Raw genomic sequence first — 17,048 nt, 5'->3', positions numbered from 1 at the left:
AAGAGTATATTACATAATGAAGACTATTTTTTTAGTTCTGCAAAGCAATCGCCGCAGATATTTTTTCCTTTATAAAGGGTAATGTTTTTAGCATTATCGCAGAATATACAAGCTGGCTCATATTTCTTCAAAATGATGTTTTGTTCATCTACATAGATTTCCAAAGCATCCTTTTCTGCAATATTTAATGTTCTTCTAAGTTCGATGGGTAGAACCACCCGACCAAGTTCGTCTACTTTTCTTACAATACCTGTTGATTTCAATTGAAATCCCCCTTCTTTCTAGTGAAATATAAGATTCATATAATACAACATAGGAGAAAAAAATACTCTATGTTACATAATTCGACAACCTTCCTTTAAAGAATACCAATTATTCCATTATTAGTCAATAGGAAATTGGAAAATAATAATAATTATTCTTCGCGGAACTGATCCATCATTTGGTTTTTTAAATCCCAAAGTTTTTTAGAAAGATCAACCTTGTACAGTTGCGGTCTATTTAAACGGCGATATTCAGGCCACAGGGAATCCAACTCACTTTGCGCATGTTTCCTTATTTCTTTTATGGTCTTTCTTTCGTAAACCAATTTTCCTTGTTCATAAATTGGAACGAGAAGGTCTTTGGTCTCATAATTTCTAAAGGTCTTCTTTTTCCATGTATAGATCGGGTGGAAGATCGTTAGGGGCTCATTGGTGTTAATTTCTTCCGAATCTAACATAATCAAATCGGCTTGTGCTTTCTTATTTTCTTTATCATAAATACGGACTACTTTTTTATAACCAGGATTCGTAATTTTTTCAGGATTTTCAGAAATCTTAATCTTAGGAATAATTTGGCCATCCACTTCAATTGCAGAAAGCTTATATACACCACCTAAGGCAGGACAGCTTTTGGATGTGATGAGATTGGTGCCAACACCCCAGAAATCAATGGCCGCACCTTGTAATTTTAAATTATTGATCACATCTTCATCTAAGTCACTGGATGCTGTAATCTTAACATTTGGGAGACCAGCAGCATCCAGCATTTTACGGGCTTCCTTAGATAAATAAGCGATATCGCCAGAGTCGATTCGAATTCCTTTCGGTTCATATCCCTGTTCTTTCAATTCGTTAAAAACAGTAATCGCATTCGGTACGCCGCTGTGCAGAACATTGTAAGTATCTACAAGGAGGGTAGTGCTATTTGGATAGGACCGGGCATAGGCACGGAACGCTTCTAGTTCTGAATCGAAGGATTGAATCCAGCTATGAGCATGGGTACCGACCACAGGAATATCAAACCTTTTACCTGCAAGAACATTGGAAGTCCCCACGCAACCACCAATAACTGCAGCTCGAGCACCATAAACACCAGCATCTGGACCTTGAGCACGTCTCAGACCGAACTCAAAAACTGGATCTCCGTCTGCAGCAGAGCAGATACGAGCAGCTTTTGTAGCGATCAGGGATTGGAAGTTTACTATATTTAATAAAGTCGTTTCAATTAATTGAGCTTGTATCACAGGCGCCTTTACCCTTAAAATGGGTTCGTAAGGGAACATTACAGTTCCTTCGTCAACGCCATAAATCGTTCCAGTGAATTTGAAATTTCTTAAATAGTCAATAAATTCATCATCAAAAAGATTGAGTCCTTTTAAATAAACGAGACTTTCTTCATCGAACTTAAGGTTTTCGATATAATCGATGACCTGTTCAATTCCCGCTATCATCGTATAGCTATTGTTACAAGGATTCGTTCTAAAGAAAAGATCAAAGATGACAACATTCTCATCAGCGCCATTTTTAAGATACCCATTCATCATAGTGAGCTGATAGAGATCTGTCAGCAGAGTCAAATTTTTCATTTCTATACCTTCCTTTGGTTAAATTTGTAATATTACACCATGTGACTAATTTCTATCTATTATATCAAAGTTACCTAATAATAGCCAACAAAGTCAAATTTTTAACGAATCTAGGGGCATGATCCAAATCCACATATGGGAAAAGCCTCCCATCATATAATAGATTAAAACAAGAAAGGATGCACATAAATGAATGTAATTTGGATCGTGATGATATTAATAGGAATCGCAGTTGCCGTACTCACAGGGAAGCCTGAAGTCATAAACGATGTCATTATACATGATACCGGAGAAGCCATTGTATTTGCCATAGGTTTAACTGGAATTATGTCCTTCTGGCTTGGACTGATGAATATTGCCAAGAAATCTGGACTCATTAATAGCTTTGCAAAATTGATGAAGCCAATAACTCGGGTTCTGTTTCCCCAGGTGCCACAGAACCATCCTGCAATAGGAGCTATGATGATGAACATGGTTGCAAATATGTTTGGTGCCGGAAATTCCGCTACAGCCCTTGGACTAAAAGCCATGGAAGAATTGCAGAAGTTAAACCCAGACAAAAAAACAGCAACCAACGCCATGGTCATGTTTTTAGTGATTAACATGTCTTCCATTCAACTAATTCCTCTGACCATATTAAAACTAAGATCCGATGCAGGCTCCAACAATCCATCAGAAATTATCATCACATCAATTTTAGCTACTATTGTATCCACTGTGGTAGGAATTATTGCATGTAAAATAATGGAGGTAAAAAAATGATCAGAATACTCAGCTATTTATCTATCATAGCAATTCCCGTAATGATGACGATCATATTGATACATGGATGGATTAAAAGAGTGAATCTATACGAAGCCTTTGTAGAAGGAGCAGCCGATGGATTCAAATCTGCCATATCTTTAATGCCTTATTTGGTGGCTATTTTTATTGCCATTGGCTTCATGAGAAAATCCGGTGCCATCGATTATTTAATTAAGGGAGCAGAGCCGATCATGGCTTGGATCGGGATTCCGGCAGAGGTACTTCCTTTAGTCATCATGCGACCTATTTCCGGGAGTGGTGCATTGGCCATCTTAAAGGATATTTTAAATACCTATGGTGCGGATAGTTTTATTGGAAGACTCAGCTCTACAATGATGGGCTCTGCAGAGACTATTTTCTACACCATGGGTGTATATTTTGGCTCTGTAGGCATAAGGAGAGGCAGGCACGTAGTAGGAGCTGCCCTCATATCGCATCTAGCATCTATGGTGGCAGCCCTGGTTATTTGTACTTATTTCTTTTTATAATTTGTGAATGTAGGTGAATAAGCTTTATTTTAAGCACTTGAATTCTAAGCTTTACCTAGAATTAAGTGCGCCATAAAGTTTGTGAGGCAGAGCAAACAAATTTTATTTTAAGCACTTGAATTCTAAGTTTTATCTAGAATTAAGTGCGCCATAAAGCTTGTGAGGAAGAGCGAACAAATTTTATTTTAAGCACTTGAATTCTAAGCTTTACCTAGAATTAAGTGCGCCATAAAGTTTGTGAGCCAGAGCGAACAAACTTTATTTTAGAGTATCGATGGCAATTTTACCGATCCACAGAGTTCCGGTAACATCGTCAAAAATAACCTCAAGATCACCATCTACATCGGTATTGAAAGGAATTTGTATCAATTCCCAGCCATTGGTAAATAACGGTTGATGTGTCACTGTTTTATTAAAGGTCGATACATTGTTGACATAACCCTTTACCGTTACCTTAAAGGCTTCACTGGAGTCTGCTTTGACCCATAAGATAAACTGAGAGCCCTCTTTATGAATGGATTCTTCATGGATGGATACTGTGTGCGGTCCTACATCGTCACCGGATATAACCAATGAAAAATCGCCGTATTTGGTAGGAACGTGGTTTTGCTGGATGTGTTCACTCACATAAGTGATATTTTTATTGGGACCAATTGCATCACCACCAAGATCCGCTGCGCCCACTTCTTTAGAAGAAGTCACTTCCTTCTCTTCACCAGCCACATTCTGTACACTGGCAATCTCATGGGGCGGCATCTTCTGATCTGCAGAAATATTGTTTTCTATAGGGAGAATTGACTTAAACATCAACATTCCTGCTACAGCGACAGTAATGGCGCCAGCGGTACCAATGGCAACGGTAAAACTTCGTTTATTGCTTTTATCTGCCATTCGGATGATATCCTCATCAATAGCGCTCACCTTTTTTCCTACTAAGCTCGTCGGTTCAAGATAGGATAGCCCCTGCTGGGCACCAAAGGCGCCTTGCTGGGCATGGAATATATTTTCAGTATCATCAATACTAGAGGAATCACCAAGATCGATTTTTTCGAAGTCACCCAACAGTTGATGAATGCTGGTATATGTATGCTTATTTTTTTGGATTTCATCTAAGAAGCCAATAGTATGAATGAACAAAGGAAGTTCGTCATAATCAATATTTTGTAGCTTGGTCAAATCTTTTAATACAGATATAATGTGATCCATCGTAGGCTGAAAGCCTACTGCATTGGCAGTATTTTCGTCGAAGATAATCAGTTCATCAAAATAGATGCGATCCTTGCTTAAAATAATCTGAGATGGATCGGCTAAAATAGATTTTATAGGATTCGGTAGAAAATCATATTTTTGAATTCCTTCTAAGTATTGATGAATCAAATGAACTCTTTTAGTAAAGCTCGGCAAGGCTTCCTCCAAGTAATCGTTCAAGGAAAGACCTTCCTCTACTTTCGTAACGAGAACCACACCATCTTCCACTGGTTCAAAATGAAGGACATTATTTAATGGATTTTCATATAAGCTTTCGATCAAACTCAGTGTTGGACTACCTTCTCCAGAAAAAATATGATTGATTACCACCGCTTGATTGGTATTGTTGTCCGTAGCAATATATACCTTTTGAAACTCGTTGGATTTAAATATTTGGACAACCGTATATTTACTTAAATAAGAAACATTCATATTGAGCCCACCCTACCTGTAAATGTTTAAAATATCCCATATTAGATCTATTATCCCAATATACGACGAAATCTGTCAATAGGTCAAAATATTTAATTACAAAATGGCTAGGAGAACATGGTTGACATTGTGTGTATAATTTAATATATTATTGTATAATACTATAATCATCTAAAAGCAGTGATGGGAAGAGTAATTTGCATGAATAGTAAAAGAGAGCCGGAAAAGGTGAGAGCCGGTACTAGGAATTCAAGTGAAAATGGCCCCGGAGCTTCGTAGTCGACAAATTTATTGAATTTTAGACTATGACGGAGTTGCAACCGTTAATCTTGCAAGGTGACATGGTCACTTACTGAGTTTGTTATCGTGAGATAATAATAAACTAGGGTGGTAGCGCGAGAATATATCCTCGTCCCTATATTTTTATAGGGGCGGGGATTTGTTTTTTTATATAACTAAATTAAGGAGGAATAAATATGAGCAAGGGAACATTTTATTTAACGACACCCATATATTACCCAAGTGGCAGACTGCATATCGGCCATACTTATACAACCGTAGCAGCGGATGTACTGGCTAGATTCAAAAGATTCACAGGGTACGACGTACAATTTCTAACAGGCACCGACGAACATGGAGAAAAGATACAGGAGGCAGCAGAAAAAGCAGGAGTTTCACCGAAGGAGTATCTAGATAAAATCGTAGAAGAGATAAAGGATCTGTGGAAGAAGATGGACATCTCCTATGATATTTTCATCCGAACAACGGATCAGGAGCATGAAGAAAGAGTACAGAAGATTTTCCAAACCCTATACGATAAAGGGGATATTTACAAAAGTGAGTACGAGGGCTGGTATTGTACACCTTGCGAATCCTTCTGGACAGAGACACAGTTAAAGGAAGGACACGTATGCCCAGACTGTAATCGTCCAGCTCATTTAGCAAAGGAAGAGGCTTATTTCTTTAAATTATCAAAATATCAAGATCGATTGCTTCAATACTTTGAAGAACATCCGGAAATATGCTATCCAGAATCTAGAAAGAACGAAATGGTCAACAATTTCTTAAAACCAGGATTAGAGGATCTTTGCGTATCCCGAACAACCTTCGATTGGGGAATTAAAGTGCCATTTGATCCAAAGCATATCATATACGTATGGTTCGATGCAGTATGTAACTATATTACAGCATTAGGCTATGGCTCAGACAATGAAGAAACCTTTAACAAGTATTGGCCAGCAGACGTCCACTTGGTAGGAAAGGAAATTGTTCGATTCCATACCATTATTTGGCCAGCCATCCTTATGGCATTAGAAATTCCACTACCTAAAATGGTTTATGGCCATGGATGGATTCTTTTTGGCGCCGATAAAATGTCGAAATCTAAGGGAAATATTGTTTATCCAGAGCCATTAATTGAACGCTATGGTTTAGATGCGATTAAATACTTCCTTTTAAGAGAATTTACCTTTGGACAAGATGGAAATCATACCAATCGAAACTTCATCAATCGATTGAACTCAGATCTTGCAAATGATTTAGGAAATCTTGTCAGCAGAACTGTATCCATGATTGAAAAATATAATGAAGGCATTATTCCATCCCCTGGAGTAGAAGGAGAATTCGATGGTTCTCTAAAGGAAATTGCCACAGGTGCAGCGAGCAAGGTAGAAAATGCAATCAATAAGCTACAGTTCCACGACGGCTTAGAGGAAATTTGGAAGGTTGTCCGCAAAACAAATAAATATATAGATGAAACCGCTCCTTGGGTTCTTGCAAAAGATGAGGCGAATAAAGAACGATTAAATACTGTATTATATAATTTAGCAGAAGCCATTCGAATTATCTCTGTTCTAATAAAACCATTTATGGAATCTACGACAAATAAAATTTGGAGCCAAGTGGGCATAACAGAGGATCAAGGAACCGATTGGGAAAGTACAGGGACCTTTGGGAAGTTAAAGGCAGGCACTGCTGTAAAAAAAGGAGAAGCCTTATTCCCAAGATTAGAATTAGAAAAGGAAATGGAGGCCCTAGAAAATATCAATGCAGCTTATCTGGAGAAAATCAGTGGCGCTCAGGAATCAAAGGAAGAAGAGATTGTGATCACCGCTAAGGAGCAAATCACCATCGATGATTTTGATAAAGTAGAACTTAGGGCAGCAAAGGTTTTAGAGGCAGAAAAACATCCAAAAGCAGATAAGCTGCTGGTTCTGCAACTACAGGTAGGCAATGAAAAAAGACAGGTCGTATCAGGGATCGCAGCCCACTATAAGCCAGAGGACTTGGTTGGTAAGACAGTGATATTAGTGGCGAACTTAAAGCCAGTAAAGTTGAGAGGCATCGAATCCCACGGTATGATATTGGCTGCTTCTACAGATGAAAAACTGGTATTGGGAACCGTGGACAGCGACATACCGAGTGGTGCTTCCATTAGCTAAGGAGGAAAAACGATGATTTTTGACAGTCATGCCCATTTAGATGATGAGCGTTTTGATGGAGAGCGGGATCAGATCATAGCTCGGGCAAAGGAAAGTGGCATTGAGCTGATACTGAACCCGGGAGCAGATCTAAACACATCCTTAAGGGCCGTAAATTTGGCAGAAAAATATGAGATGATCTATGCAGCGGTTGGTGTTCATCCCCATGATGTAAAGGACATGGATGAAGATACCATCGAGGTTTTAAGAGCTTTAAGCAATAAAGAAAAGGTGGTTGCCATCGGGGAGATCGGTCTAGATTTTTACTATGATCACTCCCCTCGGGAGCTTCAGCGAAAATGGTTCCGTAGACAGATAGAACTTGCAAAGGAAGTCAATCTTCCGATGATCATTCACGATAGAGATGCACACGAAGAAACCTTTAAAATTCTGAAAGAGTACGATGCTGGAACCTTAGGCTGTGTAATGCATTGCTATGCCAGCAGTGTAGAGATGGCTCGTGAGTATATAAAAATGGGCGTCTATATTTCTCTAGCAGGTCCAGTGACCTTTAATAATGCAAGAAAAACCTACGAAGTAGCAAAGGAAATTCCTTTGGAATGGCTTTTAGTAGAGACAGATAGTCCTTATCTGACGCCAGTTCCATATCGTGGAAAGCGAAATGAGCCAGCCTATGTAAAGCTGGTGGCAGAAAAGATCGCAGAGGCAAAGGGAATCACTTTAGAAGAGGTAGCGAGACAAACCACACTGAATGCTAAAAAGCTATTTAAAATTGATTAAAATCAGAATTTATGTCAAAATTCCCAATTTTATGATATAATTTTCAGTAAATAATAGGAGAACTGCTATTTGCACCACTATGCTAGGGGGATAAAAATGCAAATTAAAATGAAGAGTAGCCAAATATTTGTAAAGGATATTGAAGATGGGATGATCATCGCCAGAGATGTATTTGACTCGGAAGGTGGCCTTTTGCTGGCAGAAGGATTTGAAATTAAAGAAGCCTACAAAGCGAAGCGACTCCTAAATCAACATAAAATTCTATTTTTGAAGGTATTGAGAGAAGAAATAGAAATAGCTCCAGCGCTCAATTCCATTGGAACAGAAGAGGAAGTTGATATTGCAACACTAAATAAAGCAATTGAAGAGATCAATGAAAATAAAGAGATCTTAAAAGAATCCTTAAATAAGTTTATTACTGGAGAGGATATCAGGCAGGAAGAAATCGAAAATGTCATTGAAAATACACTGAAGCTATTTCAGAGCAATATCAATGTTTTTCAAATTATGCAAAGCGTAAAGGATGTAGATGATATTACCTACGCCCATTGTCAAAACGTGTCCCTTGTAAGTTACTCCATTGGTCAATGGATGGAATTAGATCGTGAGGACTTAGAGGAGCTGGCTCTGACAGGAATGCTCATCGATATTGGCAAAACGAAAGTGGACAGTGCTGTATTAAATAAAAAAGAGAAATTGAGTAACGATGAATTTGCAGAGATGAAAAAACATTCCATCTTTAGCCATGAAGTAATCAAAGAATATGGGTATATCAGTGAAAGAGTAAAGCGTGCCGTATTGTTCCACCATGAAAGAATGGATGGAAGCGGATATCCAATGGGCTTGAAAGGAAATAGTATTCCTCTATTCTCTAGGATTGTTGCCATTGCAGATGTGTACAATGCTTTAATCTCTCATCGACCCCACCGCAGTAAAAAAACACCATTTGAGGCGATTCGAGTACTAGAGACAGAATACATGGACAAACTGGATCCTAGTATTTTGTACTTATTCCTTAGAAGGATTGCAGCAAACTATATCGGACAAAGAGTGAAATTAAATAATGGGCAAAGTGGAGAAATTATTTTTATTCCGCAGATAAACCTCCATCGACCGATTCTTAAGATCAAAGAGACCGATAAAATGATAGACCTATCTAAAAGCGACAACGCACATCTGGACATTGTAGAATTTATATAAGAATATATTAAAACCCCTATACATAAACTATATTTTAAAACATAGTTTTGTATAGGGGTTTTTTGCATATAATGGAGGAGAATAAAAAAAGAAATTTCGGAAACACTCTAATTATTCCATCGATTGCAACAATTGCCATAGGTTACCAAAAACTATTGACAAAAATAAAAACTTAGAATAAAATTAGAAAATGTTTCATCCTTAATTAAAAATGAATAGGAGGAAGATTTATGGAAAGTCACCTGAGCCACAATAAGACTTTGACTAAAAAGACTCTTATTGTAGCTGTCGCAGTAGCATTACTGTTAATGGGAGTAGCTTTTGCTGGGCTTCTACATACAGTTGTGATTGCATATGATGGACAGGAAATTCAGGTTTCAACTCTAGCGAGTACAGTGGAAGATGTTCTGCAAAGACAAGACATTGTCATTAAAGAGGGAGATAAAGTTATTCCGAATCTAAGTGAAAAAATAAAGGATGGAACGAAGATAGAGATTCACAGAGCTTTTACAATAAAGCTTGTTGATGGAACAACTGAACAAGAAATACTTACTGCAGAAAACAATGTAAAAGATTTAATGGAATCACTTAACATACAGCTTCAGGAAGAAGACAAAATTGAGCCAATGCTAGAGGCGCCGATCGGGGCAGGAGATACGGTTACCATAACCAGAATCACCCGACAGGTAGTAGTTGAAACACAGGAGTTACCTTTCCAGACCATTTTCAAAAATAATGAAAACCTAGAGAGAGGTAAAACTCAAAAAGTTCAAGAAGGAAAAAAGGGATTAAAGGAAATCCAGCTTGAACTGGTATATGAGAACGGCGTAGAAGTTTCTAAGGAAGTCTTAGATGAAAAAATCATCGAGAATTCTACGAACGAAATCATAGAAAAAGGCACATTAGCCCTAGTAGCAACCTCCAGGGGGGATATAAGCAGATATAGTAAGATGATTACTATGACAGCAACTGCTTATACAGCCGACTATGCAAGTACCGGCAAGAAGCCTGGAGACAAATACTATGGGGTCACTGCCAGTGGTACGAGGGTTCGTCCAGGCGTTGTTGCCGTAGACCCGAAGGTAATTCCTTTAGGAACGAAGCTATACATCCAGTCCACTACCAATGGAAGGGCAGACTATGGCTACGCAGTTGCAGAGGATACCGGTGGTGCTATAAAGGGCAACAAAATAGATCTTTACTTTGAAACTTCGAAAGAAGTGAAAAGCTTCGGTAGAAGAACCGTAAATGTATATGTGCTAGAGTAAAATAGGTCAGAGGATGCTCTGACCTATTTTATTTACTTTAAAAATTTTCTTAAATAAAATAGAGAGAATCATGTATAATATAGAGAGAATATGGTGGATACAATTTTAAAAGCGCTGGAGGTTTTAAATGAAATTTTAAACTGAAGGCACCATGCCATAAGGTTTGTGAGTTTAAGTGAACAAATTTTATTTTACATATTGAAGATATAAAGGAGTTTCAAAAAATGATAAAAGAAATTATAGTAGTAGAGGGGAAGGACGATGTGTCTGCTATCAAAAGAGCCATCGATGCAGAAACCATCACCACAGGAGGCTTTGGCTTAGGCAATCATGTCATAGAACGAATAAAGTCTGCGGCAGAGAGAAGGGGTGTTATTATCTTCACCGACCCCGACTTTGCAGGAGAAAAAATACGTGGGATCATATCCGCACAGGTGCCGGGGTGTAAACATGCCTTTTTACCCAAGGAGCAAGCCATGAAGGATGGGGACATCGGCATAGAAAATGCATCGCCAGAAAATATTATACTGGCCCTTCAAAGAGCGAGAAGTGAGTCTGTGGAAAAGAGCAATGAATTTACCCAGAAGGATTTATTGTCCAATGGATTAATCGGTTTTGAAGGTTCCGCTGGCCGCCGAGACGAAGTTGGAAGAATACTAGGAATCGGCTATGGCAATGCAAAGCAGTTCTTGAGCAGATTAAATAATTACGGCGTTTCGAGAGAAGAATTCGTAGAAGCGCTAAAAAAAATAGAAGAGTAGGTATGAACTATGGATAGAATATCATCACCAAAAAAAACAAAAGAAATCGTACAGAAATATGAGTTTAAGTTTTCTAAAAGTCTAGGACAAAACTTTTTAATCGACCAGAATATCCTAGACAATATCGTAGACGGTGCAAATGTTTCCGAAGGAGATTGCATTATTGAAGTGGGGCCGGGAATCGGCAGCCTTACACAGAATATCGCCGAAAGAGCGGATTCTGTACTTGCTGTAGAAATTGATAAAACCTTAATTCCAATTTTAAAGGAAACCTTAGGCGCATATCCAAACGTTGAAGTGATTAATGAAGACGTTTTAAAGTTAGATCTCCACAAATTAATAGAGGAAAAGTTTCCGGGCAGAAATGTTAAGGTAATTGCCAACCTTCCCTATTACGTAACGACACCGATTATCATGAAATTTTTAGAAGAGAAGGTTCCAGTAAAATCTTTAACGATTATGATCCAAAAGGAAGTTGCAGACCGTATGCAGGCAGGCCCTGGCACAAAGGATTACGGTGCGCTGTCCATTGCAGTGCAATACTACTCAAATCCTAAAATTCTTCTGAAAGTGCCGCCTTCAGTTTTTATTCCACAGCCAAAAGTAGAATCCACAGTCATTCGATTGGATATACTGGATACACCGAAGGTTTCTGTGGAAAGAGAGGATTTATTCTTTTCCTTAGTAAAGGATGCCTTTGGCAAACGAAGAAAAACTCTATTGAATGCTTTAAGCACAGGGGATTTAAAGCTGGAGAAAAGTCTTCTAAGAGAAGTTCTAGCTGCCAGCAATATCGATGAAAACAGAAGGGGCGAGACCTTAACCATCGAGGAATATGGGGTACTAGCCAATAACTTGGCAAAAAAATTATAATTATGTGGCAAGTATTGCTTCTTTCATACATATATTAACTATAGAGACCGAACCGCAATTTTGTTTGAATAAGCCATAGGATTCTATAATTTTTATGATATAAGGGGGAGAAGCATTTGGAAAGGCTATATAAAAGATATTTTATTATGCTAGAAACAGAAGATAAAAATCTTGGAATCGTCCAAAGTCAGCTACCAAAGGGCTACGGTAAAATAGAAATTAAAAATGAAGAAAGTGTACTCACCATTAATTGTCAAAATCTAGGTGAAAATAAGAATCGGAGATATCGCTGGTATTTAATCAATACCAAAAAAGAAGGGGAGCCTACCATTGTTGAAATCGGCCCGATGGAGGTGGATGACAAAGGAAAAGGCGAGCTGGTGTGGGAGTTTAATACGGACAATGTAAAGGGCTCCATGGAGGCCGTAGAAAACTTCAATGTTCTGGTACTAGCAGCGCAGAATAAAAACGATAGGACAAACGTGACCATACCATTGGTAGGCCATATGGATAAAGAAAAGACCGGAGCCTGGCGATATGCTTTAGAAAAGCACCTCAATGTAGGAATCAAGAAAGAAAAATACGTGGAAGAAATAAAGCCTGCAAAGGAAGAAAAAGAGATCAACAATTCAATCGAAGTGAAGCTAAAGGAGAGTCAATGGGAGGAAGCAAAGAAAATACAGCATCCTGAGGAAACCCCAGAGGCTTTGGAGCCCCTACTGTCCGAAGAAAGCAGCAAGGAAGTAGAAGCGGACGAAGAAGAATGCTTAGCGTACATACCGATTCACGAGAATATAGAGGAGATGCTGGAAGTTTCCTATTCCGCTCAGATGCAGGGATATATTGAAAATGCATTGAGAGATTTTAAACAAGTTACTCCTTTCGTAAGCAATCTAAGAGAGTATAGCTGGTGGGAGATTCCTTATAACAACCAAACCATCTATAGAGCCTATATGCCTTTTATTTTGTATGTAGGGGAAGGAGAGGTGCCGAGCGGCTACTATACCTCGAAGCTGATAGAGTCCGTTGATGCTTATCAGCATCATATCTTTGGTATCTTATATAATGAAGATGGCACCACAAGATATTATGCTTATGGTGTGCCTGGTAGAAATATTGCATCGGAGCAGCCTTATACAAACTATTTCCATTGCACCTACTGGCATCCTAGTGAGCCAGATCCAAAGGACATGGCTACCCATGGATATTGGATTCTTCTAGTAGAGCCAGAAACAGGAAAAATTATAGAAGAGCTATAAATAAAACCCCATGGCTGGGGTTTTATTTATAGCTCTTTTGAGCACTTGAAACTCTAAGCTCTATCTAGCGTTGAGTGCGACATAAAGTTTGTGAGCCTAAGCAAACAAATTTTATTTTAGTAAGAACACAATTCCTCCAATGACTAATAGTGCGATGATTGCAGAAGAAATATAAAGGTGCTTTTTTTTGAATATGAGTATTCTCATTATTTCACCCCTTTTTTAAACTTATGATGGAAATCACGGATCCATACCTTCTACTAATATATTTTATAATGAAGGACTTTATGACACGGTTATGGAAGGCGATGTATTTGGATAAGATCGGCATAACGTCCATATTTTAAAAAATATAAAAATAAAAAAATGCCATTTATTTGATATTGATAGAAGAGAAAGTAAAAATGTGCTAAAATAAAAACGTGTATATTATTAACGATATATACCAGCACTCATATTTTATATGGAAGAAAGGAAGATTTGAAAATGACAAATCCAAAAACTAAGGACAAAGGGTTGTTCAACAAGTTTTTAAATGGAATCGAACGTGTTGGCAACAAACTACCACATCCAGTTACTCTATTTGCCATTTTTGCTGCGATTGTTGTCGTGATTTCAGCTATAGCTGGAAAGGCAGGCGTTAATGCAGAGTATAAGAAGTTCGTGGAGGGTAAGCTGGTTATAGAGACTGTACAAGCAGTCAGTCTGCTAACGCCAGATGGCATTAGAAAGATATTTACCAATGTTATCGGAAACTTTACAAGCTTTGCACCATTAGGAACCGTATTGGTTGCTATGCTTGGTGTTGGTGTGGCAGAGGGCAGTGGACTGATTGGAGCATTGCTTAAAAAGCTAGTTTTAAGCACACCGAAGCGACTGATTACAGCAGTTATCGTATTTGCAGGAATTATGTCCAATGTGGCATCCGATGCAGGGTACGTTGTATTAGTACCACTGGGCGCCGTAATTTTTGCCAGCTTTGGACGCCATCCATTGGCTGGTCTTGCAGCAGCCTTTGCAGGTGTTTCCGGTGGATTTAGCGCCAACTTGATCTTCGGCTCCACCGATGCGCTTCTATCAGGCTTAACACAGCCAGCAGCGCAGATGATCGACCCAAGCTATATCGTGGAGATTACCTCTAACTGGTATTTCCTAGCGGCATCCACTATATTGATTACCATCATCGGTACATTGGTTACAGAGAAAATAGTAGAGCCAAGATTAGGAGAATTCAAGGGCAAAGCAAAAAAATCTGAAGACATTGATAAGCTAACTTCAGAAGAAATCAAGGGATTAAAATTCGCAGCTCTTGGACTTGTTGCATTTACCTTAGTAATAGCAGCGTTAGTAGTACCAGCAAATGGTGTGCTAAGAAACCCAGAGACAGGATCGATCCTTTCAGGTTCCGCATTCATGGGGGGCATCGTGCCAATTATATCCTTAATGTTCTTAATACCAGGGATCACCTACGGATTTGGTGCAGGAACCATTAAAGGCGATAAGGATATTGCCAACTTTGCGGCGAAATCCATGTCCTCTATGGGCTCTTATATCGTTCTTGCATTCGTATCTGCACAATTCGTAACATTTTTTACCTGGTCCAACCTAGGAACGATTTTAGCCGTAAAAGGAGCGACGTTCCTAGAAGCAATCGGTCTGGTAGGTTTACCACTATTGTTTGGATTTGTTTTGGTATCTGCATTTATCAACCTATTTATCGGAAGTGCTTCTGCTAAGTGGGCGATTATGGCACCGATATTCGTACCGATGTTCATGCAATTAGGATTTTCACCAGAGCTGACTCAGGTTGCATATCGAATTGGAGACTCTACAACGAATATTATTTCTCCACTGATGGCCTACTTTGCCATCGTTATCGCTTTTGCGCAAAACTATGATGAAGAAACAGGAATCGGAACGCTGATTTCTACAATGCTACCGTATTCCATTGCTTTCTTAATCAGTTGGGCAATATTCCTTGCATTCTGGTTCCTATTCAAGCTACCATTAGGACCGGGAGCAGGTCTTTTCTACTAATAATTAAGATAAAATCCCTTTCTTCCTTTTGGAAGAAGGGGATTTTTATAACGAATAGGAAAGCTCCTCTTATAATATAATGTATTTTCAAAGGAGAACTTTACCGTAAATGAGTTTCAAAAAAGGCTTCCTTTTATAGAAGCCTTTTTTATAATCGAAAGTGAAATGATATTGTGATAAAATAAAGGATATAATATAATTTAGACAGGACACAAAATATATTGAGGAGGCGTATAGTACATATGGTCAATCAAGAACGCGTAGTGAATGAATTTTTAGAGCTGATTCAAATCGATAGTCATTCTGGTAAAGAGGGTGCCGTTGCAAAGGTATTGGCAAAGAAGCTAGAGGAAATGGGATTGGAAGTATGGATTGATAATGCAGGAGAAAAGGTAGGCGGAGAGACAGGAAACGTCATAGGAAGATTAAAAGGAAGCAAACAGGGACCTACCATCCTATTTAGTAGCCATATGGATACGGTTACCCCTGGAGAAGGCATAAAGCCCGTCATAAAAGATGGGGTCATCTATAGCGATGGTACTACAATACTGGGCGGAGACGACAAAGCTGGTATTGCTGCAATCTTAGAGGGCCTTCGACATGTGAAGGAAAGCAATATAGAACATGCCGATGTAGAAGTTGTTTTCAGTATTTGGGAAGAAGGCGGACTCTTAGGCGCTAAGAACTTAGACCGAAGTAAAATTAACGCAACATACGGTTTCGTACTAGACAGTGGCGGTTCTCCGGGAGAAATTATCATCACAGGCCCTGCTCAGGACAAAGTCAATGCAAAGATCATTGGTAAGCCTGCCCATGCGGGCGTTGCGCCGGAGGAAGGCATCAGTGCAATCATGATAGCAGCCAGAGCCATTGACAATATGAAGCTACTCCGAATCGATGAGGAAACAACAGCAAACGTCGGTATCATTTCAGGAGGACAGGCGACAAACATTGTGGCACCAGAGGTCTTAGTCAAAGCAGAATCTAGAAGTATCAATGAAGAAAAGCTAAATGCACAAACTGCACATATGGTGGAAGTATTCGAAAAAGCGGCAAAGGACTTCGGTGGTAAAGTAGAGATGGAAGTAGAAAGAATGTATCCTGCTTTTAATGTAGACCCATCCGATGATATCGTTCAGAAGGCACAGGAAGTATTTAAGAGAATGGGATTAGAAAGCCATACAGCAGCTACTGGTGGAGGCTCCGATACCAATATTTTAAACGGATATGGAATCAAATCCATTAACCTAGGAATTGGAGAGAAAAAACCACACACATTAGAAGAGCATTTACATATTGAAGATTTAGTGAATGCATCAAAGATGGTTGCAGAGATCATTCAAATATTTGGAGAGTAAAGACGAGGAGGCTAACAGCCTCCTTTTTTATGACCTAACCCAATTTATGCGACCAAAGGAAGCAATAAATTGATGGTAGGTCAAACGCAACGAGCACCAAATTTGCACGACCAGAGGGAGTGAACAAATTTGAGTTGCGAGACTGCGAAATAACCCAATTTATGCGACCAAAGGAAGCAATAAATTGATGGTAGGTCAAACGCAACGAGCACCAAATTTGCACGACCAGAGGGAGTGAACAAATTTGAGT

The 17,048-nt window shown here is 38.9% G+C and carries 14 protein-coding genes and 1 other annotated feature; of the genes, 11 read left to right on the top strand and 3 right to left on the bottom strand.

Translation table 11 applies throughout. The features are described from left to right. Positions 1-23 precede the first annotated feature (23 nt). Positions 24-263, bottom strand: coding sequence for an AbrB/MazE/SpoVT family DNA-binding domain-containing protein (locus CLOS_RS14055; protein ID WP_012160505.1), 240 nt, complete (start codon positions 261-263; stop codon positions 24-26). A gap of 152 nt (positions 264-415) precedes the next feature. Further along, complete coding sequence (locus tag CLOS_RS14050; protein WP_012160504.1) at positions 416-1,849, bottom strand: nicotinate phosphoribosyltransferase; 1,434 nt, start codon at positions 1,847-1,849, stop codon at positions 416-418. A gap of 189 nt (positions 1,850-2,038) precedes the next feature. Here CLOS_RS14050 and CLOS_RS14045 point away from each other — a divergent pair, with 189 nt between their 5' ends. Both CLOS_RS14045 and CLOS_RS14040 read left to right on the top strand, forming a co-directional pair. Then, positions 2,039-2,611 (top strand): nucleoside recognition domain-containing protein, encoded by a 573-nt coding sequence (locus CLOS_RS14045; protein ID WP_012160503.1) that lies wholly within the window; start codon positions 2,039-2,041, stop codon positions 2,609-2,611. Further along, positions 2,608-3,141 (top strand): spore maturation protein, encoded by a 534-nt coding sequence (locus tag CLOS_RS14040; protein ID WP_012160502.1) that lies wholly within the window; start codon positions 2,608-2,610, stop codon positions 3,139-3,141. Before CLOS_RS14045 ends, CLOS_RS14040 begins: the two co-directional genes overlap by 4 nt. Before the next feature lie 258 nt (positions 3,142-3,399). Here CLOS_RS14040 and CLOS_RS14035 read toward each other — a convergent pair whose 3' ends face one another. Beyond that, on the bottom strand, positions 3,400-4,821 hold the full coding sequence (locus tag CLOS_RS14035) for a hypothetical protein (protein ID WP_012160501.1): 1,422 nt from the start codon (positions 4,819-4,821) through the stop codon (positions 3,400-3,402). 171 nt (positions 4,822-4,992) lie between these two features. Beyond that, positions 4,993-5,241 (top strand) — a binding site (T-box leader). Between the two features lie 56 nt (positions 5,242-5,297). Between CLOS_RS14035 and metG the strand changes: the two genes are divergently transcribed. The 9 genes from metG to CLOS_RS13990 all read left to right on the top strand — a co-directional run bounded on the left by metG (position 5,298) and on the right by CLOS_RS13990 (position 16,798). Next, a complete protein-coding gene (gene metG, locus CLOS_RS14030; protein ID WP_012160500.1) occupies positions 5,298-7,262 on the top strand; it encodes a methionine--tRNA ligase in 1,965 nt (654 codons plus the stop codon). A 12-nt stretch (positions 7,263-7,274) separates the two neighbouring features. Next, positions 7,275-8,042: a TatD family hydrolase gene (locus tag CLOS_RS14025; protein ID WP_012160499.1), complete on the top strand. Its 768-nt coding sequence runs from the start codon at positions 7,275-7,277 to the stop codon at positions 8,040-8,042. Positions 8,043-8,138: 96 nt separating this feature from the next. Further along, positions 8,139-9,242, top strand: a complete 1,104-nt coding sequence (locus CLOS_RS14020; RefSeq protein WP_012160498.1) for an HD-GYP domain-containing protein — start codon at positions 8,139-8,141, stop codon at positions 9,240-9,242. Positions 9,243-9,472: 230 nt separating this feature from the next. Beyond that, on the top strand, positions 9,473-10,510 hold the full coding sequence (locus tag CLOS_RS14015) for a 3D domain-containing protein (protein ID WP_012160497.1): 1,038 nt from the start codon (positions 9,473-9,475) through the stop codon (positions 10,508-10,510). 224 nt (positions 10,511-10,734) lie between these two features. Next, positions 10,735-11,271 carry a ribonuclease M5 gene (gene rnmV / locus CLOS_RS14010; protein ID WP_012160496.1) on the top strand — a complete coding sequence of 179 codons (537 nt, stop codon included), beginning with the start codon at positions 10,735-10,737 and terminating at the stop codon, positions 11,269-11,271. 9 nt (positions 11,272-11,280) lie between these two features. Beyond that, entirely contained in the window at positions 11,281-12,144 is an 864-nt protein-coding gene (gene rsmA, locus CLOS_RS14005; RefSeq protein WP_012160495.1) for a 16S rRNA (adenine(1518)-N(6)/adenine(1519)-N(6))-dimethyltransferase RsmA, read from the top strand. Between the two features lie 116 nt (positions 12,145-12,260). Beyond that, positions 12,261-13,403 (top strand): hypothetical protein, encoded by a 1,143-nt coding sequence (locus tag CLOS_RS14000; RefSeq protein WP_012160494.1) that lies wholly within the window; start codon positions 12,261-12,263, stop codon positions 13,401-13,403. 486 nt (positions 13,404-13,889) lie between these two features. Next, a complete protein-coding gene (locus tag CLOS_RS13995) occupies positions 13,890-15,440 on the top strand; it encodes an AbgT family transporter (protein WP_012160493.1) in 1,551 nt (516 codons plus the stop codon). 242 nt (positions 15,441-15,682) lie between these two features. Beyond that, positions 15,683-16,798, top strand: coding sequence for a M20/M25/M40 family metallo-hydrolase (locus CLOS_RS13990; RefSeq protein ID WP_012160492.1), 1,116 nt, complete (start codon positions 15,683-15,685; stop codon positions 16,796-16,798). The last annotated feature ends 250 nt before the right edge of the window (positions 16,799-17,048 follow it).

The sequence above is a fragment of the Alkaliphilus oremlandii OhILAs genome, from assembly GCF_000018325.1.
In the GTDB taxonomy this organism is placed as follows: domain Bacteria; phylum Bacillota; class Clostridia; order Peptostreptococcales; family Natronincolaceae; genus Alkaliphilus_B; species Alkaliphilus_B oremlandii.
The sequence above is the reverse complement of the archived record's forward strand: the minus strand, read 5'-3'. Positions and strand labels throughout refer to the sequence as shown.